Source organism: Pseudomonas ulcerans (genome assembly GCF_036324125.1).
Classification (GTDB): Bacteria; Pseudomonadota; Gammaproteobacteria; order Pseudomonadales; family Pseudomonadaceae; genus Aquipseudomonas; species Aquipseudomonas ulcerans.
Genome location: NZ_JAZDQN010000053.1, coordinates 16,243 through 40,227, shown reverse-complemented (window position 1 = coordinate 40,227; position 23,985 = coordinate 16,243). Strand labels below are relative to the sequence as shown.

Below are 23,985 nucleotides of genomic sequence, written 5' to 3'. Positions count from 1 at the left end.
GGTAAACCGCCCCCCGGGTGGGGGGGGTCCCCCCGGGTTGGGGGGGGGGCCCCCCCGTTGGCCTCGGGGGGTCCCCCCCGCTCCCACAAGGGACGCATCACCCATCAGGCGCCCTTGAGCGCCTTGATCTTCTCCGCCAGCCCCGCCGCCGTCTGCTCGCCCATCAACTGCTCACGCACCTTGCCCTTGTCATCGATGATGTAGGTCACCGGCAGCCCTTCGGCGCGCGGCAGGTCGTAGTGTTCGGCCGGGTCCTGGGCCAGCACGGTGAAACCGATGCCCATGGTCTCGGTCGACTTCTTCAGCTCCTCGCCCTGCAAGCCATCGAAGTTCACCCCTACCACGGTTACGCCCTGGGCCTGGAACTCCCTGGAGAAGTTGTTCAGTTCGGGAATCTCCACCCGGCACGGACCGCACCATTCGGCCCAGTAGTTGAGTACCACCCAGCGCCCGTCGAGTTGCTCGGCTTTCACCGCATTGCCGTTCTGGTCGAGGCCGTAGTCCGCACCGCAACCACCGAGCACCAGGCTCATGCTGATGGCCAGGGCTGCTGCCAAACGCCTTGTCATGGGTCAATCCTTCTTCAAGATTCAGGCAAAATGCCAATTCGCTGCGGTTAGAATACCCGCCACCTACAGCTGGATGCGACCCTGACATGACCGACCTGACGCTCTACCACAACCCGCGCTGCTCGAAATCCCGCGGCGCGCTGGAACTGCTCGAAGAACGCGGCCTCAATCCCGACGTGGTGCGCTATCTGGAAACTCCGCCGGACGCGGCCACCCTCAAGGCCCTGCTGGGCAAGCTGGGCATCGGCGCACGCCAGCTGCTGCGTACCGGCGAGGACGAGTACAAGGACCTGGACCTGGCCAACCCGACCCTGGGCGATGACCAGCTGATCGCGGCCATGGTCGCCCATCCCAAGCTGATCGAGCGGCCGATCCTGGTGGCCGGCGACAAGGCGGTGATCGGTCGTCCGCCAGAGAAGGTGCTGGAGATCCTGCCGTGAGCCAGCCGTACATCCTGATCCTCTATTACAGCCGCCACGGCTCTACCAGCGAGATGGCCCGGCAGATTGCCCGCGGCGTCGAGCTGGCCGGCCTGGAGGCACGCCTGCGCACCGTGCCGGCGATCTCTACCGAATGCGAAGCGGTGGCACCGTCGATCCCCGAGACCGGCGCCCTCTACGCCACCCTCGACGACCTGCGCAATTGCGCCGGCCTGGCCCTGGGCAGCCCGACCCGCTTCGGCAACATGGCCGCGCCGCTCAAGTACTTCATCGACGGCACCAGCAGCCTGTGGCTGAGCGGCGGCCTGGTGGGCAAGCCGGCGGCGGTGTTCACCTCCACCGCCAGCCTGCACGGCGGCCAGGAATCGACCCTGCTGTCGATGCTGCTGCCGCTGATGCACCACGGCATGCTGATCATGGGCCTGCCCTACAGCGAGTCGGCGCTGATCGAGACCAAGGGCGGCGGCACGCCGTATGGCGCCAGCCACCATGCCGGGGCCGACGGCAAGCGCGACCTGGACGCCGACGAGATAGCCCTGTGCCGCGCCCTTGGCCAGCGCCTGGCGAACACCGCGAAGCGGCTGGAGAACGGGCGTGGCTAAGAAGCCGAAGATTCTTCCGCCAATGGAGTGGCTGGAGCCACGGGTGCGCCTGACCCGGGCCCTGAGCCTGACAGCCTTTGCCAGCCTGGTGGTGCTGCTGGTGGTCAATACCCTGTTCTTCACCGACCTGCACGGCGCGCGCAGCTGGGTGATCCTGGGCGTGCAACTGCTGCCGCTGGCGCTGGTGGCGCCGGGGATGATCGGCGGCAGTGCCCGTGCCCATGCCTGGATGTGCTTCGTGCTCAACCTGTATTTCATCACCGGGGTGGAAGCGGCGTTCGATCCGGGCCGGGCGCTGTTCGGCTGGCTGGAGGTGGTGATCAGCCTGACGTTGTTCGTCAGTGCCTTGCTGTATATCCGCTGGCGGTTCCAGTTCGACCGGCGGGTGGCAGGGGAAGGTTCGGTTTGAGCTGAAGGCCCTATCGCTGCGATGCGGCGATCCGACAAGCCAGCGATGGGGCCCGAAAGAACACCATCAATGGTTGACGGTATGCGCTAGCATCATCGACAGCTGGCAAAGCGGCCGGCCACTCTCGGCATGCCACTGGTTGAATGCCTCCTGCACCAGCGCAAGATCCCGCTGGCTGGTGGGCTTCTTGTCGATCACATCCTGGGCGATCAGCGCGGCTGACATGTCGTCGGTGGGGATGAAGGTGTCCTTGCCCATCATGCGCAGGAACCGCGGCGCAGACAGCCCGCCCAGCTGGTTGCCATGCTTGGCCAGGTACTTCCACAGGCCAACGATATCGGTCACCGGCCAGTCGGCGATCAGCGCCGCGAAGCTGCCCTTCTCCTTCTGCACATCCAGCACCATCTGCGCATTGCGCGGCACGCTCTTGAGCTTGCCCAGGTGGCGGATCAGGCGGGTGTCCTGCATCAGCCGCTCCAGGTGCTCGGCGCCCATCAGCACCACCTTCTCCGGGTCGAAGCCGAAGAACACTTCCTCGAACGCCGGCCACTTGGCATCCACCAGACTGTGCTTGAGCCCGGCGCGGAACACGCGCAGGGCCAGGGTCGAGAGGTAGCGGTCGTCGCCGATGGCGCGCAGTTGCGCCGGAGTCTTCGGCTGCGGCAGGTTCGCCTCCAGCGCGGCCGCGGAGCCGAAGCGGTTCAGGCAGTACTCATGCAGCCATTGGTAGTCGCGCATGGGTCAGATGTTCAGCACGTCGAGGAAGCGCGCAGGCGCGCTTTCGTCGATGCGCAGGCTGGTGAAGTCGAACAGGTTGCGGTCGGCCAGTTGCGACGGCACCACGTTCTGCAGGGCGCGGAAGATACTGTCGGTACGGCCCGGCGACTTGCGCTCCCACTCCACCAGCATGTCCTTGACCACCTGGCGCTGCAGGTTTTCCTGGGAGCCGCAGAGGTTGCACGGGATGATCGGGAATTCCTTCATGTCCGAGTAGGCCTGGATGTCCTTCTCCGAGCAGTACGCGAGCGGGCGGATCACCACGTTGCGGCCGTCGTCGGCACGCAGCTTCGGCGGCATGGCCTTCATGGTGCCGTTGAAGAACATGTTGAGGAAGAAGGTCTCGACGATGTCGTCGCGGTGGTGACCGAGGGCCATCTTGGTCGCGCCGATCTCGTCGGCGAAGGTGTAGAGCGTGCCACGGCGCAGGCGCGAGCACAGCGAGCAGGTGGTCTTGCCTTCCGGGACCAGCTCCTTGACCACCGAGTAGGTGTCCTTCTCGACGATGTGGTACTCGATGCCCAGGGTCGCCAGGTAGGCCGGCAGCACGTCCTCGGGGAAGCCGGGCTGCTTCTGGTCCATGTTCACCGCGACGATCTCGAACTTGATCGGCGCCACCTTCTGCAGGTGCAGCAGAACGTCGAGCATGGTGTAGCTGTCCTTGCCGCCGGACAGGCAGACCATGACCTTGTCGCCATCCTCGATCATGTTGTAGTCGGTGATGGCTTCGCCGGCGAGACGGCGCAGGCGTTTTTGCAGTTTGTTCTGGTTGACCGAAAGGGTGCCCATGGCGCTTGAATCCGCGAGGTGTGACAAAAGGCGCGTATTTTACGCACAAACCGCCGCGCGACACAGACCCATCCGATAAAGACTGCAAGGAAATCAAGCCCTGCCCTGACAGCGCGATTTGCTCTAAAAAAGCGGTTTTATGCGGCGAACGCCTTCCTATACTGCGACATAAGACCGCACCAATAGCGGCCTGTCCTGTCCGGCCCGTGCCTTGTGGGCTAGCAAGCGCTCCAACGGGGGGCGATTGGAAACGACGTAGGAGTGATTGGCATGATCCATCACGTTGTAGGGCTGTTCACCCATCCTGACCAGGAATGGCGGGAAATCCGTGGCGAGGAAGAATCCATCAGCCACATGTACCTCACCCATACGCTGATTCTCGCGGCGATTCCCGCGGTCTCGGCCTTCATCGGCACCACCCAGGTCGGCTGGGTCATCGGCGAACGCGCTCCGGTCATGCTGACCATGGAGAGCGCGCTGTGGATGACCATCATGTCCTACCTGGCCATGCTCGCCGGCGTCGCCGTCATGGGCGCCTTCATCCACTGGATGGCACGCACCTACGACGCCAACCCGAGCCTGGCGCAATGCATCGCCTTCGCCACCTACACCGCCACCCCGCTGTTCGTCGGCGGCCTCGCGGCGCTGTATCCGCACCTGTGGCTGGGGATGATCGTCGGCACGGCGGCCATCTGCTACACGGTCTACCTGCTGTACGTCGGCTTGCCGACGTTCATGAACATACCGTCCGACGAAGGCTTCCTGTTCTCGAGTTCGGTACTGGCGGTCGGGCTGGTGGTGCTGGTCGCCATCATGGCCTTCACCGTGATCACCTGGGGACTGGGCGTGGGGCCCGTCTACACCAACTAGAAAGACAATGCCGACATAGGGGCAACACCTCGGGCCGCCGCAAGGCGGCCCGAGCTTGTCTGCGGACCAATGGTCTCGGCAGCACCTCGGTGGATGCGGCATAATCGGCCACTCTGAGGAGTACCGTCCCGCATGCCAGAGCTGCTCAAATTCCGCGTCGAAGACTGCTACAAGCAAGCCGAAACCTTTTTCAAACGCCCTTTCACCCGCCCTGTCGTCAGCTTCAAGCTGCGCGGCCAGAAGGCCGGCGTCGCCCACCTGCACGAGAACCTGCTGCGCTTCAACCTGCAGCTGTACCGCGAGAACGCCGAGGACTTCCTGCGCCAGACCGTGGCCCACGAAGTGGCGCACATGATCGCCCACCAGCTGTTCGGCGACCGTATCCAGCCCCATGGCGAGGAATGGCAACTGATCATGCGCGGGGTGTATGAACTGCCGCCGAATCGCTGCCACAACTATGAGGTGCAGCGGCGCACGGTGACCCGCTATATCTACCGGTGTCCGTGTGCGGGCAGTGACTTTCCGTTTTCGGCGCAGCGGCATGGCTTGGTGAGGAAGGGGCGCAGGTATTTGTGCCGGCGCTGTCGCCAGACGCTTGTCTTTACCGGGGAAGTGAGGCAGGAATGAGGACGCTATCGCTGGCAAGCAAGCCCCCACAGGGTCCGCGGCGCACACAGAACCTGTGGGAGCTGGCTTGCCAGCGATGAGGCCCTGAAGGACAGCACCAATGAAAAAGCCCATCCGAAGATGGGCTTTCTTGCATCAGCGCGAAGGCTTAGCGAACGGCAGGACCTTCCGCCACGCCCAGGTCGTCGACCGGACGGGTTTCGGTCAGCGGCGAACCGCCGGAATCCAGTTCCTTGTGCAGCTTGTCTTCGTCCAGCTCCTTGACCCACTTGGCAACCACGACGGTGGCCACGGCGTTGCCGATCAGGTTGGTCAGGGCACGGGCTTCGGACATGAAGCGGTCGATACCGAGGATCAGCGCCAGGCCGGCAACCGGCAGGTGGCCGACGGCGGACAGGGTTGCTGCCAGGACGATGAAGCCCGAACCGGTAACGCCCGCAGCACCCTTGGACGCAACCAGCAGCACCAGCAGCAGGGTGATCTGGTGGGTGATGTCCATGGTGGTGTCGGTGGCCTGGGCGATGAACACCGCGGCCATGGTCAGGTAGATCGAGGTACCGTCGAGGTTGAACGAGTAGCCGGTCGGGATCACCAGGCCAACCACGGATTTCTTAGCGCCCAGGCGCTCCATCTTGGTCAGCATGCGTGGCAGGGCGGATTCCGAGGAGGAAGTACCCAGCACGATCATCAGCTCTTCACGGATGTAGCGGATCAGCTTGAGGACGCTGAAGCCGTGGGCACGAGCAATACCGCCGAGGATGACCAGGATGAACAGCACGCAGGTGATGTAGAAGCACGCCATCAGGTAGCCCAGTTGCACCAGCGAACCCACGCCGTACTGGCCGATGGTGAAGGCCATGGCACCGAAGGCGCCGATCGGGGCCAGCTTCATGATCATGTTGATGATGTTGAACATGACATGGGCGAAGCGGTCGATCATTTCCAGCAGCGGCTTGCCGTACGAACCCAGGCGATGCAGGGCGAAGCCGAAGATCACCGAGAACATCAGCACTTGCAGGATGTCGCCGTTGGCGAAGGCACCGACCACGGTGGCCGGAATGATATTGAGCAGGAAGCCGACGGTGGTCTGCTGCGCACCGGCGGCGGCGTAGGCGGCCACGCTGCTGGCGTTCAGGGTGGACACGTCGATGTGCATGCCGGCACCCGGCTTGACCACGTTGACGACGACCAGGCCGATGATCAGGGCGATGGTGGAGACGATCTCGAAGTACAGCAGCGCGTAGCCGCCGGTCTTGCCCACCGACTTCATGCTCTGCATGCCGGCGATACCGCTCACCACGGTGCAGAAGATGATGGGGGCGATGACCATCTTGATCAGCTTGACGAAGCCGTCACCCAGGGGTTTCAGGGCAACGCCGGCTTCAGGGTAGTAGTGACCGAGCAGGATACCGATGGTGATCGCTACCAGCACCTGGATATACAGCGATTTGTACAGTGGCTGACGGGTTGTCGTCATGGCTATGTTCCTCAAGGGTACCGGCCGGTCCTTCCCAGGACGCGTGGCACCTGAATCGCGAACCCTCCTGCACTGGAGGGATTTGTTGTGTCGAGCTGCGTGGCAGAACTCTGCTCAGGTCATAGCAAGGCTGGTGCCAATTTGCGCTGTTGCGGTGCAGGTCCCGTGTTTACGGGGCTTTCCTGCACAAACAGGTGGCATTCTAGGAAGCTGGAGTTGGCGGATTTCCGCCCGGGGCGGGATTTCGCCAGGCCAGGTTGGCGGTTATCCGCCTACAAAAAGGAAGGAATTAGCTGTCAGTCGATGGGGAAGCGGATGCGGAAGGCGGCGCCGCCGAGGGCCGAGTCGCCAAGGGTCAGGCGTGCGTCGTAGCTGTCGATGATGTCCTTGGCCACCGCCAGGCCGATGCCCTGCCCCGGATACTGGCGATCCAGGCGCTCGCCACGCTGGAGGATGCGTTCGCGCTGGTCCTCCGGCACGCCGGGGCCATCGTCCTCGATACACAGCTCCAGGGCCCCGCCTTCGTGCTTCAGGCTGATGCGCACCTGGCCCAGGCACAGACGCCAGGCGTTCTCCAGCAGGTTGCCGAGCAGCTCCATCAGGGCGCCCTGCTCCATCGGCACCCGGGCATCGGCGGCCATGTCGAAGCTCACCTCGACCTGCTTGTCGCGATAGACCTTGGCCAAGGTCCCGCACAGGCTTTCCAGCAGCGGACGCAATTGCACCTGGTGACGCACCAGGCCGCTCTTGCGCAGGCTGGCGCGCTGCAGCTGGTAGTCGATCTGCTGGCTCATGCGCTCGATCTGGCTCTGCAGCACCCGCGCCTGCTCGCGGTCTGCGGGGCGCTGCGCCATGCCTTCGCTGACGCCCTGCAATACCGCCAGCGGGGTCTTCAGGCTGTGGGCCAGGTCGCCCAAAGAGTCTCGGTAGCGCCCGCGCTGCTCGCGCTCGCTGCGCAGCAGACGGTTGAGCGAACGGGTCAGGCGCAGCAGTTCCCGCGGGTGTTCGCCACTGAGGCCTTCGCGGGCGCCGGATTCGATCTCGTCCAGCTCCACGGTCATCCGTCGCAACGAACGCAGGCCCCAGGTCAGGCCGGCCCAGAGCAGCAGCAACAGCACCAGCAGGGCCGCGCTAAAGCCCAGGTAGAGCTTCTCGCGCAGGCCGCCGAGGGTTTCCTGGTATTCGCGCAGCGGTTGCAAGGCGACGATGCTGTAAGCCGCGCTCTTGCCGCCAAGCAGCTTGACCTCGACGTCATAGACGAAGAACTCCTCGCCATCGTCCTGGCGGATCCGGGCGAATTCGTTGCCGCGCCCGTCGTAGCGCGGCTGGTAGTTGATGTTCTCGTTGGCAGTGGCCCGCGAGCGCCAGACCAGGCGGCCCTCGCGGTCATAGATGTAGCCGAGCAGGCGGCTGTCGGGGAGGTTGAAGCGCTCGTCCGGCAGCAGCACCGGCATCATCAGGCGGTTGTTCTCCACCCGCGCCGCGGAGATCAGCGTGGTCACGTCCGAAGCCAGGCGCTGCTCGATGGACTCCTGCAGGGCCAGGCTGAAGGTCTTCTGCAGGGCCGGCAGCAGCGCCAGCATGAACAGCAATGCCAGCAGCGCAGCCGCCAGCATCAGCCGTATCCGCAGCGAACGCATCATCGGCAGCGCTCGGTGAACAGGTAGCCGAGGCCGCGCACGGTGTCGATCGGCCTGAAGCCGCAGTCGCCCTCCAGCTTGCGCCGCAGGCGACCGACCAGCACCTCGATGACGTTCGGGTCGCGTTCTTCATCGTTCGGGTACAACTGCTCCATCAGGCGTTCCTTGGCCACCACCTGCTGATGATGGCGCATGAGGTATTCGAGGATGCGGTACTCGTAGGCGGTCAGCGCCAACGGCTGCTCGTCCAGCAACGCCTGCTTGCGGTTGAGGTCCAGGCGCAGCGGGCCGGCGGTGATGGTGGCCTGGGTAAAGCCGCTGGAGCGGCGCAGCAATGCGTTGAGACGCGCTTCCAGTTCCTCGAACTGGAACGGCTTGACCAGGTAGTCGTCGGCTCCGGCGGCCAGGCCCTCGACCTTGTCCTGCCAGTTGCCACGGGCGGTGAGGATCAGGATCGGGAAGGTCTTGTCGAGGGCACGCAGGCGGCCGATCAGTTCCAGGCCGCTCATGCCGGGCAGGCCCAGGTCGACGATCGCCAGGTCGTGGTTGAACTGTTCGGCCTGGTACAAGGCTTCCTCGGCGTCGCCCACGGCAGCGACCACATGGCCACTTTCGCCCAGGCGACTCTGGAGGTGGTGGCGCAGCAGCGCTTCATCCTCGACCACCAGCAATTTCATCGAACGCTCCTTATGTGATGCAGGTCCGCAGAATAACAGCGAACCGGCCCACTCCAGGGGCCGGTTCGGATGACGCCGGATCAGAAGCTGTAGTTGGCCGACAGGTAGGTCTGGGCGCTGCTGGTCAGGCGCAGCGCACCCAGTTTGTCGCCGCCGTGCTCGGACAGTTCGGTACTGGCGTTGCTGCGCAGGTAACGGTAGCCCAGCTCCACCGAGGCGTTGTCGGTGACTTGCTGAAGCAGGCCACCCTGGAAGCCGATGGCGTAGCCGATGTCGCTGTCGCGGCTGGCGCCCGGGGAGTCCTGTGTCAGCTTGGTCAGGCCGGCGCTGGCGCCGCCGAAGAGCTTGGTGCTGCTGCCCAGTGGGTAGAACAGGTCGTAGCTGCCGAGCAGATTTTCCTGACGCAGTTTCAGGCCATTGTGGGTGCCGGAGACGTTGTCGTAGGTGGCGTAGTAGCGGCCGTCGTCGTTGATCCGGCCGAGGCGCACGCCCCAGGTATCGTCCTTGCCGACGATGCCGTCGGTGTTGAGGTTACCGATGTTCTGTTCAAGCATGCCGGACTTGCGGACCTTGTCGCTGGTCTGGCCGTAGGTGACGCCGGCGAAGGTATCGTCCGCGGCGTGGACGGCCATGCTGGTGCCGAGGAAGGTCATGGCGGCGAGCAGGGTATTGAGGCTTTTCATGTCGATGTTCTCCACGGGGATGCGCGGTTGGGTTGATGGCGCTAGATTAAGAAGCCGGCCCTGAACCGCCGCTGAACCCCGCCTGAACCCAGGCTGAACGCATCGAATGTTTCGTCGACAGGAGTACCGACCATGCGATTTCTACTTGCCGCCGCCCTGCTTGGCGCCGCCGGACTGGCCCAGGCCGCGGTGCAGACCCGCGAGATTCCCTACCAGGACGCCGACGGCAAGCGCCTGGTCGGCTATTACGCCTACGACGACGCCGTGAAGGGCCCTGTGCCCGGCGTGGTGGTGGTGCATGAATGGTGGGGCCTGAACGACTACGCCAAGCGCCGCGCCCGCGACCTCGCCGCGCTGGGCTACAGCGCCCTGGCCATCGACATGTATGGCGACGGCAAGAACACCGAGCACCCGGCGGATGCCATGGCATTCATGCAGGCCGCGCTGAAGGACCCGGAAGCGGCGGCCAAGCGTTTCGATGCCGGGGTCGGGCTGCTCAAGCTGCAGCCGCAGACCGACAAGCAACGCATCGCGGCGATCGGCTACTGCTTCGGTGGCAAGGTGGTGCTGGATGCCGCACGGCGCGGCGAGCCGCTGGCCGGGGTCGCCAGCTTCCATGGCGCGCTGGTGACCAGTACCCCCGCCACGCCGGGCAGCGTGAAGACGAAGATCCTGGTGGAACACGGTGCGGCCGACAGCATGGTGACGCCGCAGCAGGTGCAGGACTTCAAGCAGGAGATGGACGCGGCGGGAGCCAGCTATGAATTCGTCAGTATCCAGGGGGCCAAGCACGGCTTCACCAACCCGGATGCGGATCGCCTGAGCCATGGCGAGCATGGCGGGCCGGACATCGGCTACAACAAGGCGGCTGATGAAAGCTCCTGGGCGGATCTGCAGGCGTTCTTCAAGAAGATTTTCTGATCAGAGCGGCAAGCCCCAAGGGACAAGTCGCAAGAAAGAGCAGTCGCTTTCTCTTGCGGCTTGAAGCTTGCCGCGTTGGCCCTAGAATACCCGCCATGAACCGACTCCCCACCTGTTGCGCCCCCCTCCAGCACCACTGGCCCCTGCCCCGCCCGGTCCCCGGTGCGGTGCTGGTCAGTTGTGCCTTCGACCCGGCCAACCTGGCCAGCGATGACTTCCAGCGCGCCGCCATCGAGCAGACACCGGCCCTGCAGCGCTCGGTGGCCAAGCGCCAGGCCGAATACCTGGCTGGCCGCAGCTGCGCCCGCGCGGCCCTGCAACGCCTGGACGGCCGCCATTATGTGCCGGCCACGGGTGAGGATCGCGCACCGATCTGGCCTGCGGACATCGCCGGCTCCATCACCCACGGCAAGGGCTGGGCCGCCGCCGTAGTGGCCCGCAAGACGGATTGCGCGGGCCTGGGCCTGGACCAGGAAAACCTCCTGGACGAGGAACGCGCCGCACGCCTGGCCGGGGAAATCCTCACGCCCGACGAGCTGCAGCGCCTCGACCCGGCGCGCCAGGCCCTCGCCGTGACCCTGACCTTCTCCCTCAAGGAAAGCCTGTTCAAGGCGCTCTACCCGCTGGTGCGCAAGCGCTTCTATTTCGAGCATGCGCAAGTGCTGGAATGGTCCGACGACGGCAGCGCGCGCCTGCGCCTGCTGGTCGACCTGTCGCCGGAATGGCATCACGGCCGCGAGCTGGAGGGCCAGTTCTGCGTGATGGGCGATCAGTTGCTGAGCCTGATCGCCGTCTGATCCCTACTCCCCGCTCGGCCCCGGCTGCTCCCGCGGCCAGCTCAGGCTGAAGCAGGCGCCGCCGAGGCGCTGGCTCTTGCCAATCAGGGCACGGCCGTTGTGCCAATAGATGATGCGGCGGACGATGGACAGGCCCAGGCCATGCCCGCCGGATGAGCGGGTACGGCTGTCGTCGAGTCGGGTGAACGGCGTGAAGATGCGGTCCCAGGCACTTTCCGGCACGCCCGGGCCATCGTCCTCGACATCGATGCGGCAACGCTGCAGCCCCAGCTGGTAGCTCAGGCACACCTGCGACTCGGCATGACGCATGGCATTGCTCACCAGGTTCTGCAGGGCACGGTGCAGATAACGCGGCTCGGCCTCGACCCAGGCGCCCTCGCCGCCGACCTGGGACACTCCGCGCAGCACCTGGACCTCGCGGCGCAGCGGCGCCAGTTCGGCGATCACCTGGTCGAGCAAGGCATCCAGGTCGACCCGCTGGAAATGCAGGGCCGGCGCGCCCTGTTCGAGGCGGGCGTACATGAGCATCTCGTCCACCAGCTTGTCGAGGTCCTGGATATCGTTGTCCATCCCGGCCAGGTGCTTTTCCCGAGCCTGCTCGGTACCCGCGCTGGCGATCATTTCCAGGCCGAAACGCAGGCGCGCCACCGGCGTGCGCAGCTCGTGGGACACCGCGCGGACCAGTTCGCGCTGGATGGTCAGCGAGCGCTGCAGGTGCTCGGCCATGCCGTTGAAGGCTTCCGCCAGGCGCCCTACCGAATCGGCGCCCGCCGCCACCACGCGGGTATCCAGGCTGCCCTGGGCGATCTGCGTGGCGGCCACTTCGAGGGTGGACAGGCGCCGCTCCAGCTGCCGCACCAGCAGGTAGACCACCAGGCCGATCAGGCTCAGGCCGAGGGCGGCGATCAGCACCAGCAGTTGCGGCGGATAGGGGTTCATCTGGTACAGCGGGCCGATTTCCAGCACCCAGGGCGTCCCCGAGATACCGGCGAAGACCCGGATCGAGTCGCCGTCCTTGCCCAGGGCCATCACCGTGTCGCCTTCCTCGACCCGGCGGCGCTGGTCGTCGTCCATGTCGGCGTCGCTCTGTGCCAGCAGGCGCAGGTCGAAGCCGAAGCCCTTGCTCTCCTTCAGCTCCGCCAGGCGCCGTGCCTGCTCGGCTACCGGGAAGCGCACCAGTTCGTCCACCAGCAGATAGATGGTGGCGCGTGCCAGTTGCTCGCTGATCTGCTGGACTTCGCCGGTAAGCACCAGGTCGCGACCCTTGAGCTGGCTGACCACCCAGGCCCGGTGCGGACCGAGATGCTCCACCAGCACCTGGCCGCGTTGCAGGCGGGTGCGCTGGCTGCCGTCGAGGTGGGCCTCGGCGCTGCTCTGCACGTTCAGCGGAATGCCCAGCAGGCGCTCCCACAAGGCCAGGGCACGGGTGCGCTCGACGCTGTTCATCCGCGCCAGGTTGTCGGCCATCAGGGTAAAGGTGCCGTGGGCCAGGCGCTCGCGGTACTGGCCGGCACGTACTTCATTGAGCAGGTGCAGGCTGAGCACGCCGAGCACCGCCACCAGCACCAGCACGGCGCACATGCCGCCGTAGATGCGCAGGAAGATCGAGTTCATGCCTTGCGGCCCAGGGCTTCGGCGGCCTCGCGGACGAACAGGTAGCCCTTGCTGCGGATGGTCTTGATCATGCGCGGATGGATCGGGTCATCGCCGATCTTCGGACGGATGCGCGAGATGCGCACGTCGATGGAGCGGTCCTGGCCGTCGTAGCCGACCCCGCGCAGGGAAGTGAAGATCTCTTCCCGGGAAAGAATGCGCCCGGCATTGCTGATCAGCAGCCAGAGCAGGTCGAATTCGGCCCCGGTCAGCTCGATGCCGGCCTCGTCGAGCCAGGCCTCGCGCAGGGTGTTGTCGACCCGCAGCGGACCGAACTGCACGCTGCGCACTTCTTCCGGCGCCGCCGGCACCTCGCTGCGGCGCAACAGGGCGTTGATCCGCGCCAGCAACACCCGCGGGCGCACCGGCTTGCACACGTAGTCGTCGGCGCCCAGGTCCAGGCCCTGGACCTGGTCGAGGTCGTCGCTGCGCGCGGTCAGCATGAGGATCGGCCCGGCGTAGCGCTGGCGCACCTTGCGGCAGATGCTCAGGCCATCCTCGCCGGGCAGCATCAGGTCGAGGATCACCAGGTCCGGCTGCTCGTTGATGATCCGCGCCGCAGCGGCGCCGCCATCACCTTCCACCTCGACGACGAAGCCGTTGGCCTGGAGGTATTCGCGGGTCAATTCGGCGAGCCGCTGGTCATCCTCGACGATCAATACCTGACAGCGCTGCTGCTCCACGGGCCCACTCCTGCTTCGTTGTTGTTATCGGGGATCGATGCGGCCATCAAAAGGCAATATCGGCACCGGATACTACGTGGCGCCCCGGTCACTGCCAACCGCCGCCGCGGACGAGGCAAATTGCCTGCCAACGACCTCGGTGAGCGGCATTTTTTGTGATAGGGTTCGCGCCCCCAAAAAACTCCCTGTTGCCTTTTCCTACATGAAAAAAGGATGACGGGCGGCGCCATCGCGGCAGGACGGGGCCTACAGCGTTTTGTCCCGTTTCACTCACAAACTACACACAAGTTATCCACAGGCGGCCGCCTTGCAATAGGTCGGATACCGCATTATCTTGTATCTCAGTCACAACAAAACACTACATGTTGGGTTTTCATCAAAAACCCAAGCACAGGTCAGGCAACAAACTCAAGCCCTTCAGCGGCTGTTTTTTTTGCGTGAACTTTAAGTGATTCCAGCAGCCAAACCGCTCCTGCGGAGGCGACCGTTGCAAACCCCCGTGAGGGTCTTGTTCCGGGTATGGATGCAGCAGGCCAGTGCCGCGCATCCGACAGCAACAGATTTTGGGTCGGCGACCCAAGACTTTTGACTTCGGCCAGGGAGCGGCATGCGAATGCCCCTTTTTCCTGATCCGTCCCGAAGTCGGGTACACGCCCTGTCGCGGCGCGAGTGCTTTTCAGCCACGCGTGCACAGCTGCCTGTCGGACCTTTGGATGGAACGGTGGGCGCCTATCCGGCGCCTGAATAAACATAGAGAACGTGGAGACACCCATGCACACCGACACAACTCGCGAGAACCCGCAGGCCAAGGCGCCGCAGGCCGCCGATTCGAACCAGGATCTGGCAGCGACCGCCCCCGGCCAACTGCGCGTGATCAAGCGTAACGGCACTGTCGTTCCTTACACCGACGACAAGATCACCGTGGCCATCACCAAAGCGTTCCTCGCAGTTGAAGGCGGCACCGCTGCCGCCTCGTCGCGCATCCACGACACCGTCGCGCGCCTGACCGAGCAGGTCACCGCCACCTTCAAGCGCCGCATGCCATCCGGCGGCACCATCCATATCGAAGAGATCCAGGACCAGGTCGAACTGGCCCTGATGCGCGCCGGCGAGCAGAAAGTCGCCCGCGACTACGTGATCTACCGTGACCAGCGCGCCAAGGAACGTGCCACCCGTGGCAACGCCGACGCCGCCGTGCAACCGCACCCGAGCATCCGCATCACCCTGGCCGACGGCAGCCTGGCGCCGCTGGACATGAACCGCCTGAACACCATCGTTTCCGAAGCCTGCGAGAACCTGGCCGAAGTCGACGGCGCGCTGATCCAGCGTGAAACCCTGAAGAACCTGTACGACGGCGTGGCCATCAAGGACGTCAACACCGCCCTGGTGATGACCGCCCGTACCCTGGTCGAGCGCGAGCCGAACTACTCCTTCGTCACCGCCCGCCTGCTGATGGACACCCTGCGCGCCGAAGCCCTGGGCTTCCTGGAAGTCGCCGACAGCGCCACCCACCACGAGATGGCCGACCTGTACGCCAAGGCACTGCCGGCCTACATCGCCAAGGGCGTCGAGTTCGAACTGCTCGACCCGGCCCTGGCCGGCTTCGACCTGGAGCGCATCGGCAAGGCCATCGACCACGAGCGCGACCAGCAATTCACCTACCTGGGCCTGCAGACCCTGTACGACCGCTACTTCATCCACAAGGATGGCGTGCGCTTCGAGCTGCCGCAGGTGTTCTTCATGCGCGTCGCCATGGGCCTGGCCCTGGGCGAGAAAGACCGTGAAGCCCGTGCGATCGAGTTCTACAACCTGCTGTCGTCCTTCGACTACATGGCCTCGACCCCGACCCTGTTCAACGCCGGTACCCTGCGTCCACAGCTGTCGAGCTGCTACCTGACCACCGTGCCGGACGACCTGTCGGGCATCTACCACGCGATCCACGACAACGCCATGCTGTCGAAATTCGCTGGCGGCCTGGGCAACGACTGGACCCCGGTGCGTGCCCTGGGCTCCTACATCAAGGGCACCAACGGCAAGTCGCAAGGCGTCGTGCCGTTCCTGAAAGTGGTCAACGACACCGCCGTCGCGGTCAACCAGGGCGGCAAGCGCAAGGGCGCGGTCTGCGCCTACCTGGAAACCTGGCACCTCGACATCGAAGAGTTCATCGAGCTGCGCAAGAACACCGGTGACGATCGTCGTCGTACCCACGACATGAACACCGCCAACTGGATCCCCGACCTGTTCATGAAGCGCGTCTTCGAAGACGGCAAGTGGACCCTGTTCTCGCCATCGGAAGTGCCAGACCTGCACGACCTGACCGGCAAGGCCTTCGAAGAGCGCTACGAGTACTACGAAGCCCTGACCGAGTACAACAAGATCAAGGTGTTCAAGACCATCCAGGCCAAGGACCTGTGGCGCAAGATGCTCTCGATGCTGTTCGAGACCGGCCACCCATGGCTGACCTTCAAGGATCCGTGCAACCTGCGCAGCCCGCAGCAGCACGTGGGCGTGGTCCACAGCTCGAACCTGTGCACCGAGATCACCCTGAACACCAACAAGGACGAGATCGCGGTCTGCAACCTGGGCTCGATCAACCTGCCGAACCACATCGTCGACGGCAAGCTCGACCACGCCAAGCTGCAACGCACCGTGCACACCGCCGTACGCATGCTCGACAACGTGATCGACATCAACTACTACTCGGTGCCGCAGGCGCGCAACTCCAACCTGAAGCACCGCCCGGTCGGCCTGGGCATCATGGGCTTCCAGGACGCGCTGTACCTGCAGCACATCGCCTACGGTTCCGAGGCGGCCGTCGAGTTCGCCGACCGTTCCATGGAAGCGGTCAGCTACTTCGCCATCCAGGCCTCCTGTGACCTGGCCGACGAGCGCGGTGCCTACGAGACCTTCCAGGGCTCGCTGTGGTCCAAGGGCATCCTGCCGCTGGATTCGCAACAGATCCTGATCGAAGCCCGTGGTGCCAAGTACATCGACGTCAACCTGGACGAGACCCTGGACTGGGCTCCGGTGCGCGAGCGCGTACAGAAAGGTATCCGCAACTCGAACATCATGGCCATCGCGCCGACCGCGACCATCGCCAACATCACCGGCGTATCGCAGTCCATCGAGCCGACCTACCAGAACCTGTACGTGAAATCGAACCTGTCCGGCGAATTCACCGTGATCAACCCGTACCTGGTCCGCGACCTGAAGGCTCGCGGCCTGTGGGACCCGGTCATGATCAACGACCTGAAGTACTACGACGGTTCCGTGCAGCAGATCGAGCGTATCCCGCAAGAGCTGAAAGACCTGTACGCCACTGCGTTCGAAGTCGAAACCAAGTGGATCGTCGATGCCGCCAGCCGTCGCCAGAAGTGGATCGACCAGGCGCAGTCGCTGAACCTGTACATCGCCGGCGCTTCGGGCAAGAAACTCGACGTGACCTACCGCATGGCCTGGTACCGCGGCCTGAAGACCACCTACTACCTCCGTGCCCTGGCCGCGACCAGCACCGAGAAGTCGACCATCACCACCGGCAAGCTCAACGCCGTGTCCAGTGGTGGCGACAGCAGCGCACCGGTCCAGGCCAAGGCCGAGCCGGCCGCAGCCCCCGCTCCAGCGCCAGTGCCGAAGGCCTGCGCGATCGACGAGCCGGACTGCGAAGCCTGCCAGTAAGGCGAGCCTGAGGTCCCCCACCGGGGGCCTCGTTGCTTCTCCTACAACAAGACCGGGGTATCCACTGCCCCGGCAGCCTCAGATTTTTGCGTGCAGTGCTGTACCCGACGCAAGCAACGCAACCAAGATCCACTGGCCATACTGAAATGGCCCTCAAGCAGGAGACCCCACCATGCTGAGCTGGGACGAATTCGACAAAGAAGACGGCGAAGCCGCCGCCAAACCTGCCACTGCCGGCCAATCCGCCGCTGCTGGCATCGACAAGCTGGACAGCGCCGGTGGCGCCGCCGCCCTCGAAGCCCGCGCCGTAACCACCGCTGACTCCGCCGCGGTGATCCGCGCCAAGGCAGCGCTGGACGAACTGGACATCGCCGAAGGCCTGGCCGAGCTGGAAGGCTCCGCCGCCCGCGTCGCGGTCGACGAGAAGCGCATGATCAACTGCCGCGCCGACCTCAACCAACTGGTCCCGTTCAAGTACGACTGGGCCTGGCAGAAGTACCTCGACGGCTGCGCCAACCACTGGATGCCGCAAGAGGTCAACATGACCGCGGACATCGCCCTGTGGAAGAGCCCGGAAGGCCTGACCGACGACGAGCGTCGCATCGTCATGCGCAACCTCGGCTTCTTCTCCACTGCCGACTCCCTGGTTGCCAACAACCTGGCCCTGGCCGTGTACCGCCTGATCACCAACCCCGAGTGCCGCCAGTACATCCTGCGCCAGGCCTTCGAGGAAGCGATCCACACCCACGCCTACCAGTACTGCATCGAGTCGCTGGGCATGGATGAAGGCGAGATCTTCAACATGTACCACGAGATCCCGTCGGTCGCGAAAAAGGCCGCCTGGGGCCTGCGCTACACCCGCTCGATCTCCGATCCGGAATTCGACACCGGTACCGTCGAGACCGACAAGGAACTGCTGCGTAACCTGATCGCCTACTACTGCGTGCTGGAAGGCATCTTCTTCTACTGCGGCTTCACCCAGATCCTGTCCATGGGTCGCCGCAACAAGATGACCGGCGTTGCCGAGCAGTTCCAGTACATCCTGCGTGACGAGTCCATGCACCTGAACTTCGGTATCGACGTGATCAACCAGATCAAGATCGAAAACCCGCACCTGTGGGACGCCGAGATGAAGGAAGAAGCCTCGCAGATGATCCTGCAGGGCACCCAGCTGGAGATCGAATACGCACGCGACACCATGCCACGCGGCGTACTGGGCATGAACGCGGCCATGATGGAGGACTACCTCAAGTTCATCGCCAACCGTCGCCTGTCGCAGATCGGCCTGAAGGAAGAGTACCCAGGGACCACCAACCCGTTCCCGTGGATGAGCGAGATCATGGACTTGAAGAAAGAGAAGAACTTCTTCGAGACTCGGGTGATCGAGTATCAGACGGGTGGGGCGTTGAGCTGGGATTGATTGGCTCGCACTGCATTGCTCTATGGAAAAGGCTGCCTTCGGGCAGCCTTTTTACTTCATGTGTCAAACAGTCATGGCGGGTTGACTGTTTCCCTCTGCCTGAATAGGTTTTGCCTTCAGCGCTTAAGAACGCTCACGCGGCGGCACTCCGTTCCCGACATTAACGGCTCTCCTTTCAGGTAAGCCGATCATGACCAATTTCCACGAACCCACCCTCTTCACCCGCCACAACCGCCCTCTCCACACCCTCTGGCTCGAATCCCAGGCCTGGTTCTGCGCCCGTGAGCTCGGGCGGTTGATGGGCAAGTTCATCGACAAGCGCTGTGTCGACCGGCTCGATCCCGATCAGTGGCGCAGTGTTCGGCTTCTGCACTATGGACGATGCGTCGAGACGCTGATGATCAGCGAGTCAGGTACCTATACCCTGCTGGCCCATCACTACGTCCCGGAGAACCGCGCGCTGCGGCATTGGCTGACCCATGAGGTGGTGGCGGTGTTGCGGGATGGGCGGGATAGCGTAAGCAACGATGGTCCTAGGCTGGAGCGGATGGTTTGGGGGAGCGGGCAACAAGTGCTGAGCGCACTGTATTGGCAGAACGAGCCTTGGGTCAGGTTGCGCGATATGCCCATGGTGCTGGGTGAAGAAGGTACTGAGCGAGCAGACACGGGGTGGAGGGGAAAGTAGAGCGCACTTTGCGTGCTTGAGGTGGGCCAAAACTGTCTGGTCGCATCAAATGGAAGACAACGCGGACCCTGTGGGAGTCTCCCCAGCCTTTCTGGCTGCGCTGTCGCGCAGAGAACAGGTCCACGAGCGACGCGAACCTTGTGGGAGCGGGTTCACCCGCGATGGCGTCGGTGAATTCACTATCGCAATCGCGGGTAAACCCGCTCCCACAAGTCCCCAATAAATCAATAAGTTATGTGGTGTTCTAGGAGAGCTGCCTTGCCAGCTCCCACAGGGTCCGCGTTGCTCTTGAGCTGTTCTCTAGCCAGAAAGGCAGGGCGGGCTCCCACAGGACCGAGTTGAATCAATAAGTTCTGTGTTGGAACCCGCTGAACAAGTTACTTCTTCGCGTCGATAAACGGCATGGTCCCGCCCGGCAACACCGTCGTCGGCAACTTGCCATCCCAGCGCTCGGCCTTGGTCAGTTCCACCAGGTTCTGGTTGCTCGCCAGCGCCTTCGCCCGAACCTCGATCGCCGCCGCTTCGGCATTACCACGCAACTCGATGGCCTGTGCTTCGGCCTTGGCCTGCGCCAGCGCTGCATCGGCCTTGGCCTGGGCTTGGGTGACGCTGATCTGGGCCTGGATCTTCTCGGTCTCCAGTTGCTGCTCGCGGGTCTTCACCGCGACCTCGGCCTTCATGCGTTCTTCGATGGAGCGCTCATAGGCATCGCTGAAGTCGATGTTCTCGACCTGGACGCTGTCGATCACCACCGGGCCGCTGACGTTGGACTTGATCGCCTGCGAAATCGCCGCAACCAGTTCGCCGCGTTTCTGCACGGCATTGACGGCGGTGTACTGGCCGAACACGTTCTCGACCTGGGTCGGCACCTGCCGGGCGATGGCACGGGACAGCAGGCCGTCGAGGTCGCTGTAGCCCTTGTAGACGTCGGCCACTTCGCCCGGGGTGACATGCCAGGAGACGGAGACGGTCAGTTGCGCGGCCTGCTGGTCGCGGCTGTAGGCCTGCAAACCTTCCCATTTGGAGGCCTGGTTCTGGATGGAGATCGCCTTGACGGTGTCGAAGAACGGAAGTTTCCAGTGCAGCCCCGGCTCTGCCACTTCGATGAATGCACCATTGCGCAGGACCACCCCGCGCTCCTTTTCATCCACGGTATAGAAACTGCCAAGCACCACGCTCAGCGCGACCAGTCCCAGTACCACGGCGCCGCCTGTAGTCATCCAGCGGCGGTTTACCTTTTCCATGTTTCTTTCCTTGTGCAAGCGCGCTGCTCAGGGCAACGCGTCGTGGGGAAGTAACTCATGGAATGAAGAGGCAGGTCACGCGATCGATGAGACTTTTTCTCATCTTTGCGCTCAGGCCGACAGTTTCAGCGCTTCACACAGGCGAGCAGCGCATTGCCCGAGACTCCGTCCCAGGGCAGCAGCTTGTCGTAATCATGCTCCAGCACCTGCACCTCGAAGTACGGCGCCAGCAGTGCGAGCAGTTCGTCGAAGCTCACCGCCACCATCGGGTGCTCGTCATGCCAGATCTGGGTTTCACCGCCCTGGCTACGTTCGATGCGCAGCCGCAGCGCCTGGCGCTCGCCCTGCCCCGGGTAACCCCAGCCGGAGCGGAAGACGAAGCGGGCGCCCTCCTGTTCCGCGGAATGGGAGACGAACGAATCGTTGTCGATCCGCCGCTTGTCCACCGCGTTGAAACAGAACACCCCGCCCTCCGCCAGCGCCGCATGCACGCTGGCGATACAGGCCTTGAGCCGTTCGACAGTGCCGCTGTAGTGCACCGAGTAGAGGAAGCAGGTAATCAGGTCCAGCGGCCGGGCCACGGCAAATCCGCACATGTCGCCCAGCGCGAAATGCGCTTCGGGGCAGCGCAGCGCCGCCTTGTCCAGCATCGGCTGGTTGATATCCAGGCCGCCGCTCTCGAACCCGGCATCGATGAAATGCCGCACATGCGGCCCGGTTCCGCAGGCCAGGTCCAGGTGGCGCTTGCCGCCATTGCCGAACAACTGGTGCAGTCGCAGCACGCAATGACTCTGCGCGCGATAGTCGATATCGGCGCACATCAGGTCGTAGTAGCCCGACAGATCGGTATAGAGCGCATTGCCGGACATGGAAAAACCTGGGAGGGGAAGTTGAGGGCGCGGCATTGTATCTGGAAGTCGGAACGAAAAAAGGCCCGGTGAAGCAGAACTTCACCGGGCCTTGGCTACGACGGAAAACGACCGCTGGTTACAGCTCGAAACGGTCCAGGTTCATCACCTTGGTCCAGGCCGCGACGAAGTCACGGGCGAACTTCTCCTTGGCGTCTTCGCTGGCGTAGACCTCGGCGTAGGCCCGCAGGATGGAGTTGGAACCGAACACCAGGTCATTGCGGGTGGCGGTGTACTTCACTGCGTCGGTCTTGCGGTCACGGCCTTCGAACAGCTCGGTGGAGCCGTCCACCGCTTTCCACACGGTGCCCATGTCCAGCAGGTTGACGAAGAAGTCGTTGCTCAGCGCGCCTTCGTTCGCGGTGAGCACACCGTGCTTGCTGCCGTCGTAGTTGGCACCCAGGACCCGCAGGCCACCCACCAGCGCGGTCAGTTCCGGCGCGGTCAGGGTCAGCAACTGTGCGCGGTCGATCAGCAGCGATTCGGTGGTCGCCGGGCTTTGCGTGTTGCGGTAGTTGCGGAAGCCGTCGGCCAGCGGTTCGAGATAGTCGAAGGATTCGACATCGGTCTGGTCCTGACGTGCATCGACACGCCCCGGAGTGAACGGCACATGCACATTCACGCCCGCTGCCTTGGCCGCCTGCTCGATACCGACAACACCGGCCAGCACGATCACGTCCGCCAGGGACGCCTTGCCGGACGCCTGCTGCACCGCCTTGAGGCGATCCAGGGTGCCGACGGCGATGGCGTTGACCGCCCAGTCCTTCTGCGGCGCCAGGGCCAGGCGCGCACCGTTGGCGCCGCCGCGCTTGTCGCCACCACGGAAGGTCGAGGCCGAGGCCCAGGCCACCGAGACCAGCTCGCCCACCGACAGGCCGGCTTCGGCGATGCGCGACTTGATGTCGGCGATATCGCTGGCGCTCGGGTTGTGCAGCGCTTGCGGCAGCGGGTCTTGCCAGATCAGTTCTTCCTTCGGCACTTCCGGGCCGAGGTAGCGGGCGACCGGGCCCATGTCGCGGTGGGTCAGCTTGAACCAGGCGCGGGCGAAGGCATTGGCGAACGCCTGCGGGTCATTGAGGAAGCGCCGCGAGATCTTCTCGAAGCCGGGATCGAAACGCATGGTCAGGTCGGTCACCAGCATGGTCGGCCGGCGTTTCTTCGACGGGTCGAACGGGTCGGGCATGATCTCCGGGGCGTCCAGTGCTTCGAACTGGATGGCGCCCGCCGGGCTGCGGGTCTGGGTCCATTCGAACTTGAACAGGTTTTCGAAGAAGTTGTTGCTCCACTGGGTCGGGGTCTGCGACCAGATCACTTCCAGGCCGGAGGTAATGGCATGGGTACCGACACCGCTTTCATAGCTGCTGGCCCAGCCCAGGCCCTGGGACTCGATGCCACCGGCTTCCGGATCGACGCCGACATGGCTGGCGGCGGAAGCGCCGTGGGTCTTGCCGAGGGTGTGGCCACCGGCGATCAGGGCGACGATTTCTTCGTCATCCATCGCCATGTTGCCGAAGGTGGCGCGGATCGCCGCCGCCGCCGAGGCCGGGTCGCCGCTGGCGTTCGGGCCTTCCGGGTTGACATAGATCAGGCCCATTTCAGTAGCCGACAGCGGGTTCTTGGCCAGGGTTTCCGGGTCACGGTGGGTCAGCCAGGCTTTCTCGTCGCCCCAGTTGACGTCCATGTCCGGTTCCCACACGTCTTCGCGACCAGCGCCGAAGCCGAAGGTACGGAAGCCGGAAGCCTCAAGCGCGACGTTGCCGGCGAGGATCATCAGGTCGGCCCAGGAGATTTTCTGGCCATACTTCTGCTTGATCGGCCAGAGCAGGCGACGAGCCTTGTCCAGGCTGACGTTGTCCGGCCAGGAGTTCAGCGGCGCGAAGCGTTGCTGGCCACGACCGGCGCCCCCGCGCCCGTCGACGGTGCGGTAGGTCCCGGCACTGTGCCAGGCCATGCGGATGAACAGGCCGCCGTAGCTACCCCAGTCAGCCGGCCACCAGTCCTGCGAATCGGTGAGCAGCGCCTTGAGGTCGGCCTTCAGGGCGGAATAGTCGAGCTTCTTGAATTCGTCGCGGTAGTTGAAGTTCTCCCCGAGCGGGTTCGAACGGTCCGAATGCTGGTTGAGCAGATCCACACGCAGGGTATTCGGCCACCAGTCGCGATTGCTGGTGCCGCTACCGGCGGTGTTGTGGAACGGGCATTTACCTTGGTTCGACATTACTGCTTTCTCCTTTTTCCTCAGCAGACCGGCCCTTTTGCTTGCGGCCGACGATTGGGTAAAGACTAAGACGGTGCCCGGCATGGAACAAATTTATGAATGTTATGGGATCGATAGACACATTCTTCTTTGCCGAGGGGCAATGAAGTGGGTCGCGGTCCGGGAGTTCCATTGCGCCCGTCGCAGTTGCGACGGACGGCGGGTCGCGGGGAGAAAGTTAAGCA

Annotated in this window: 22 protein-coding genes; 10 read left to right on the top strand and 12 right to left on the bottom strand. The window is 64.1% G+C overall.

Annotated elements, in window-relative coordinates:
- Positions 1-104: 104 nt before the first annotated feature.
- A complete protein-coding gene (locus tag V0R59_RS28470; protein ID WP_330075257.1) occupies positions 105-569 on the bottom strand; it encodes a TlpA family protein disulfide reductase in 465 nt (154 codons plus the stop codon).
- An 86-nt stretch (positions 570-655) separates the two neighbouring features.
- Between V0R59_RS28470 and arsC the strand changes: the two genes are divergently transcribed.
- From arsC to V0R59_RS28455, 3 genes are read left to right on the top strand one after another with little or no spacing between them, the layout of a single operon-like run.
- Entirely contained in the window at positions 656-1,009 is a 354-nt protein-coding gene (gene arsC / locus V0R59_RS28465) for an arsenate reductase (glutaredoxin) (protein ID WP_330075256.1), read from the top strand.
- Positions 1,006-1,611, top strand: a complete 606-nt coding sequence (wrbA, locus tag V0R59_RS28460) for an NAD(P)H:quinone oxidoreductase (RefSeq protein WP_330075255.1) — start codon at positions 1,006-1,008, stop codon at positions 1,609-1,611. The genes arsC and wrbA overlap by 4 nt, the downstream gene beginning before the upstream one ends.
- Positions 1,604-2,020 (top strand): DUF2069 domain-containing protein, encoded by a 417-nt coding sequence (locus V0R59_RS28455; protein WP_330075254.1) that lies wholly within the window; start codon positions 1,604-1,606, stop codon positions 2,018-2,020. The genes wrbA and V0R59_RS28455 overlap by 8 nt, the downstream gene beginning before the upstream one ends.
- A 66-nt stretch (positions 2,021-2,086) precedes the next feature.
- Here V0R59_RS28455 and V0R59_RS28450 read toward each other — a convergent pair whose 3' ends face one another.
- Both V0R59_RS28450 and ttcA read right to left on the bottom strand, forming a co-directional pair.
- The gene (locus V0R59_RS28450; protein ID WP_330075253.1) at positions 2,087-2,758 is read right to left on the bottom strand and encodes a DNA-3-methyladenine glycosylase I; all 672 of its coding nucleotides are present in this window, start codon (positions 2,756-2,758) and stop codon (positions 2,087-2,089) included.
- 3 nt (positions 2,759-2,761) lie between these two features.
- A complete protein-coding gene (gene ttcA, locus V0R59_RS28445; RefSeq protein ID WP_330075252.1) occupies positions 2,762-3,586 on the bottom strand; it encodes a tRNA 2-thiocytidine(32) synthetase TtcA in 825 nt (274 codons plus the stop codon).
- Positions 3,587-3,856: 270 nt separating this feature from the next.
- Here ttcA and V0R59_RS28440 point away from each other — a divergent pair, with 270 nt between their 5' ends.
- Both V0R59_RS28440 and V0R59_RS28435 read left to right on the top strand, forming a co-directional pair.
- Positions 3,857-4,456 (top strand): Yip1 family protein, encoded by a 600-nt coding sequence (locus V0R59_RS28440; protein WP_330075251.1) that lies wholly within the window; start codon positions 3,857-3,859, stop codon positions 4,454-4,456.
- A 132-nt stretch (positions 4,457-4,588) separates the two neighbouring features.
- Positions 4,589-5,083 carry a SprT family zinc-dependent metalloprotease gene (locus tag V0R59_RS28435; protein ID WP_330075250.1) on the top strand — a complete coding sequence of 165 codons (495 nt, stop codon included), beginning with the start codon at positions 4,589-4,591 and terminating at the stop codon, positions 5,081-5,083.
- 148 nt (positions 5,084-5,231) lie between these two features.
- Here the strand turns inward: V0R59_RS28435 and V0R59_RS28430 are convergent, their stop codons facing one another.
- The 4 genes from V0R59_RS28430 to V0R59_RS28415 form a co-directional block, all read right to left on the bottom strand.
- Positions 5,232-6,560, bottom strand: coding sequence for a dicarboxylate/amino acid:cation symporter (locus V0R59_RS28430; RefSeq protein ID WP_330075249.1), 1,329 nt, complete (start codon positions 6,558-6,560; stop codon positions 5,232-5,234).
- Between the two features lie 296 nt (positions 6,561-6,856).
- Positions 6,857-8,203 (bottom strand): ATP-binding protein, encoded by a 1,347-nt coding sequence (locus V0R59_RS28425; RefSeq protein ID WP_330075248.1) that lies wholly within the window; start codon positions 8,201-8,203, stop codon positions 6,857-6,859.
- Complete coding sequence (locus tag V0R59_RS28420; RefSeq protein WP_330075247.1) at positions 8,200-8,877, bottom strand: response regulator transcription factor; 678 nt, start codon at positions 8,875-8,877, stop codon at positions 8,200-8,202. The genes V0R59_RS28425 and V0R59_RS28420 overlap by 4 nt, the downstream gene beginning before the upstream one ends.
- An 80-nt stretch (positions 8,878-8,957) precedes the next feature.
- The gene (locus tag V0R59_RS28415; protein WP_330075246.1) at positions 8,958-9,560 is read right to left on the bottom strand and encodes a hypothetical protein; all 603 of its coding nucleotides are present in this window, start codon (positions 9,558-9,560) and stop codon (positions 8,958-8,960) included.
- A 132-nt stretch (positions 9,561-9,692) separates the two neighbouring features.
- Here V0R59_RS28415 and V0R59_RS28410 point away from each other — a divergent pair, with 132 nt between their 5' ends.
- Together V0R59_RS28410 and V0R59_RS28405 are read left to right on the top strand one after the other, a co-directional pair.
- Positions 9,693-10,481 (top strand): dienelactone hydrolase family protein, encoded by a 789-nt coding sequence (locus V0R59_RS28410; protein WP_330075245.1) that lies wholly within the window; start codon positions 9,693-9,695, stop codon positions 10,479-10,481.
- Positions 10,482-10,576: 95 nt separating this feature from the next.
- A complete protein-coding gene (locus V0R59_RS28405; RefSeq protein ID WP_330075244.1) occupies positions 10,577-11,278 on the top strand; it encodes a 4'-phosphopantetheinyl transferase family protein in 702 nt (233 codons plus the stop codon).
- A 3-nt stretch (positions 11,279-11,281) separates the two neighbouring features.
- Here V0R59_RS28405 and V0R59_RS28400 read toward each other — a convergent pair whose 3' ends face one another.
- Positions 11,282-12,892: an ATP-binding protein gene (locus tag V0R59_RS28400; RefSeq protein ID WP_330075243.1), complete on the bottom strand. Its 1,611-nt coding sequence runs from the start codon at positions 12,890-12,892 to the stop codon at positions 11,282-11,284.
- Entirely contained in the window at positions 12,889-13,614 is a 726-nt protein-coding gene (locus V0R59_RS28395; RefSeq protein WP_330075242.1) for a response regulator transcription factor, read from the bottom strand. The genes V0R59_RS28400 and V0R59_RS28395 overlap by 4 nt, the downstream gene beginning before the upstream one ends.
- Positions 13,615-14,385: 771 nt before the next feature.
- Between V0R59_RS28395 and V0R59_RS28390 the strand changes: the two genes are divergently transcribed.
- From V0R59_RS28390 to V0R59_RS28380, 3 genes are all read left to right on the top strand, one after another.
- Positions 14,386-17,289, top strand: a complete 2,904-nt coding sequence (locus tag V0R59_RS28390; protein WP_330075241.1) for a ribonucleoside-diphosphate reductase subunit alpha — start codon at positions 14,386-14,388, stop codon at positions 17,287-17,289.
- A gap of 172 nt (positions 17,290-17,461) precedes the next feature.
- The gene (locus V0R59_RS28385; RefSeq protein ID WP_330075240.1) at positions 17,462-18,709 is read left to right on the top strand and encodes a ribonucleotide-diphosphate reductase subunit beta; all 1,248 of its coding nucleotides are present in this window, start codon (positions 17,462-17,464) and stop codon (positions 18,707-18,709) included.
- 190 nt (positions 18,710-18,899) lie between these two features.
- Positions 18,900-19,394, top strand: a complete 495-nt coding sequence (locus V0R59_RS28380; protein WP_330075239.1) for a BRO-N domain-containing protein — start codon at positions 18,900-18,902, stop codon at positions 19,392-19,394.
- A gap of 377 nt (positions 19,395-19,771) precedes the next feature.
- Here the strand turns inward: V0R59_RS28380 and V0R59_RS28375 are convergent, their stop codons facing one another.
- The 3 genes from V0R59_RS28375 to katG all read right to left on the bottom strand — a co-directional run bounded on the left by V0R59_RS28375 (position 19,772) and on the right by katG (position 23,761).
- A complete protein-coding gene (locus tag V0R59_RS28375; RefSeq protein ID WP_330075238.1) occupies positions 19,772-20,638 on the bottom strand; it encodes a prohibitin family protein in 867 nt (288 codons plus the stop codon).
- Between the two features lie 125 nt (positions 20,639-20,763).
- Entirely contained in the window at positions 20,764-21,507 is a 744-nt protein-coding gene (locus tag V0R59_RS28370; protein WP_330075237.1) for a class I SAM-dependent DNA methyltransferase, read from the bottom strand.
- A gap of 118 nt (positions 21,508-21,625) precedes the next feature.
- On the bottom strand, positions 21,626-23,761 hold the full coding sequence (gene katG, locus V0R59_RS28365; RefSeq protein ID WP_330075236.1) for a catalase/peroxidase HPI: 2,136 nt from the start codon (positions 23,759-23,761) through the stop codon (positions 21,626-21,628).
- Positions 23,762-23,985: the final 224 nt, after the last annotated feature.

Coding starts and splice junctions, on each gene's coding strand:
- V0R59_RS28470 (WP_330075257.1), bottom strand. CDS start 569: ATGACAAGGCGTTTGGCAGCAGCCCTGGCCATCAGCATGAGCCTGGTG.
- arsC (WP_330075256.1), top strand. CDS start 656: ATGACCGACCTGACGCTCTACCACAACCCGCGCTGCTCGAAATCCCGC.
- V0R59_RS28450 (WP_330075253.1), bottom strand. CDS start 2,758: ATGCGCGACTACCAATGGCTGCATGAGTACTGCCTGAACCGCTTCGGC.
- ttcA (WP_330075252.1), bottom strand. CDS start 3,586: ATGGGCACCCTTTCGGTCAACCAGAACAAACTGCAAAAACGCCTGCGC.
- V0R59_RS28440 (WP_330075251.1), top strand. CDS start 3,857: ATGATCCATCACGTTGTAGGGCTGTTCACCCATCCTGACCAGGAATGG.
- V0R59_RS28435 (WP_330075250.1), top strand. CDS start 4,589: ATGCCAGAGCTGCTCAAATTCCGCGTCGAAGACTGCTACAAGCAAGCC.
- V0R59_RS28430 (WP_330075249.1), bottom strand. CDS start 6,560: ATGACGACAACCCGTCAGCCACTGTACAAATCGCTGTATATCCAGGTG.
- V0R59_RS28425 (WP_330075248.1), bottom strand. CDS start 8,203: ATGATGCGTTCGCTGCGGATACGGCTGATGCTGGCGGCTGCGCTGCTG.
- V0R59_RS28420 (WP_330075247.1), bottom strand. CDS start 8,877: ATGAAATTGCTGGTGGTCGAGGATGAAGCGCTGCTGCGCCACCACCTC.
- V0R59_RS28415 (WP_330075246.1), bottom strand. CDS start 9,560: ATGAAAAGCCTCAATACCCTGCTCGCCGCCATGACCTTCCTCGGCACC.
- V0R59_RS28410 (WP_330075245.1), top strand. CDS start 9,693: ATGCGATTTCTACTTGCCGCCGCCCTGCTTGGCGCCGCCGGACTGGCC.
- V0R59_RS28405 (WP_330075244.1), top strand. CDS start 10,577: ATGAACCGACTCCCCACCTGTTGCGCCCCCCTCCAGCACCACTGGCCC.
- V0R59_RS28400 (WP_330075243.1), bottom strand. CDS start 12,892: ATGAACTCGATCTTCCTGCGCATCTACGGCGGCATGTGCGCCGTGCTG.
- V0R59_RS28390 (WP_330075241.1), top strand. CDS start 14,386: ATGCACACCGACACAACTCGCGAGAACCCGCAGGCCAAGGCGCCGCAG.
- V0R59_RS28385 (WP_330075240.1), top strand. CDS start 17,462: ATGCTGAGCTGGGACGAATTCGACAAAGAAGACGGCGAAGCCGCCGCC.
- V0R59_RS28380 (WP_330075239.1), top strand. CDS start 18,900: ATGACCAATTTCCACGAACCCACCCTCTTCACCCGCCACAACCGCCCT.
- V0R59_RS28375 (WP_330075238.1), bottom strand. CDS start 20,638: ATGGAAAAGGTAAACCGCCGCTGGATGACTACAGGCGGCGCCGTGGTA.
- V0R59_RS28370 (WP_330075237.1), bottom strand. CDS start 21,507: ATGTCCGGCAATGCGCTCTATACCGATCTGTCGGGCTACTACGACCTG.
- katG (WP_330075236.1), bottom strand. CDS start 23,761: ATGTCGAACCAAGGTAAATGCCCGTTCCACAACACCGCCGGTAGCGGC.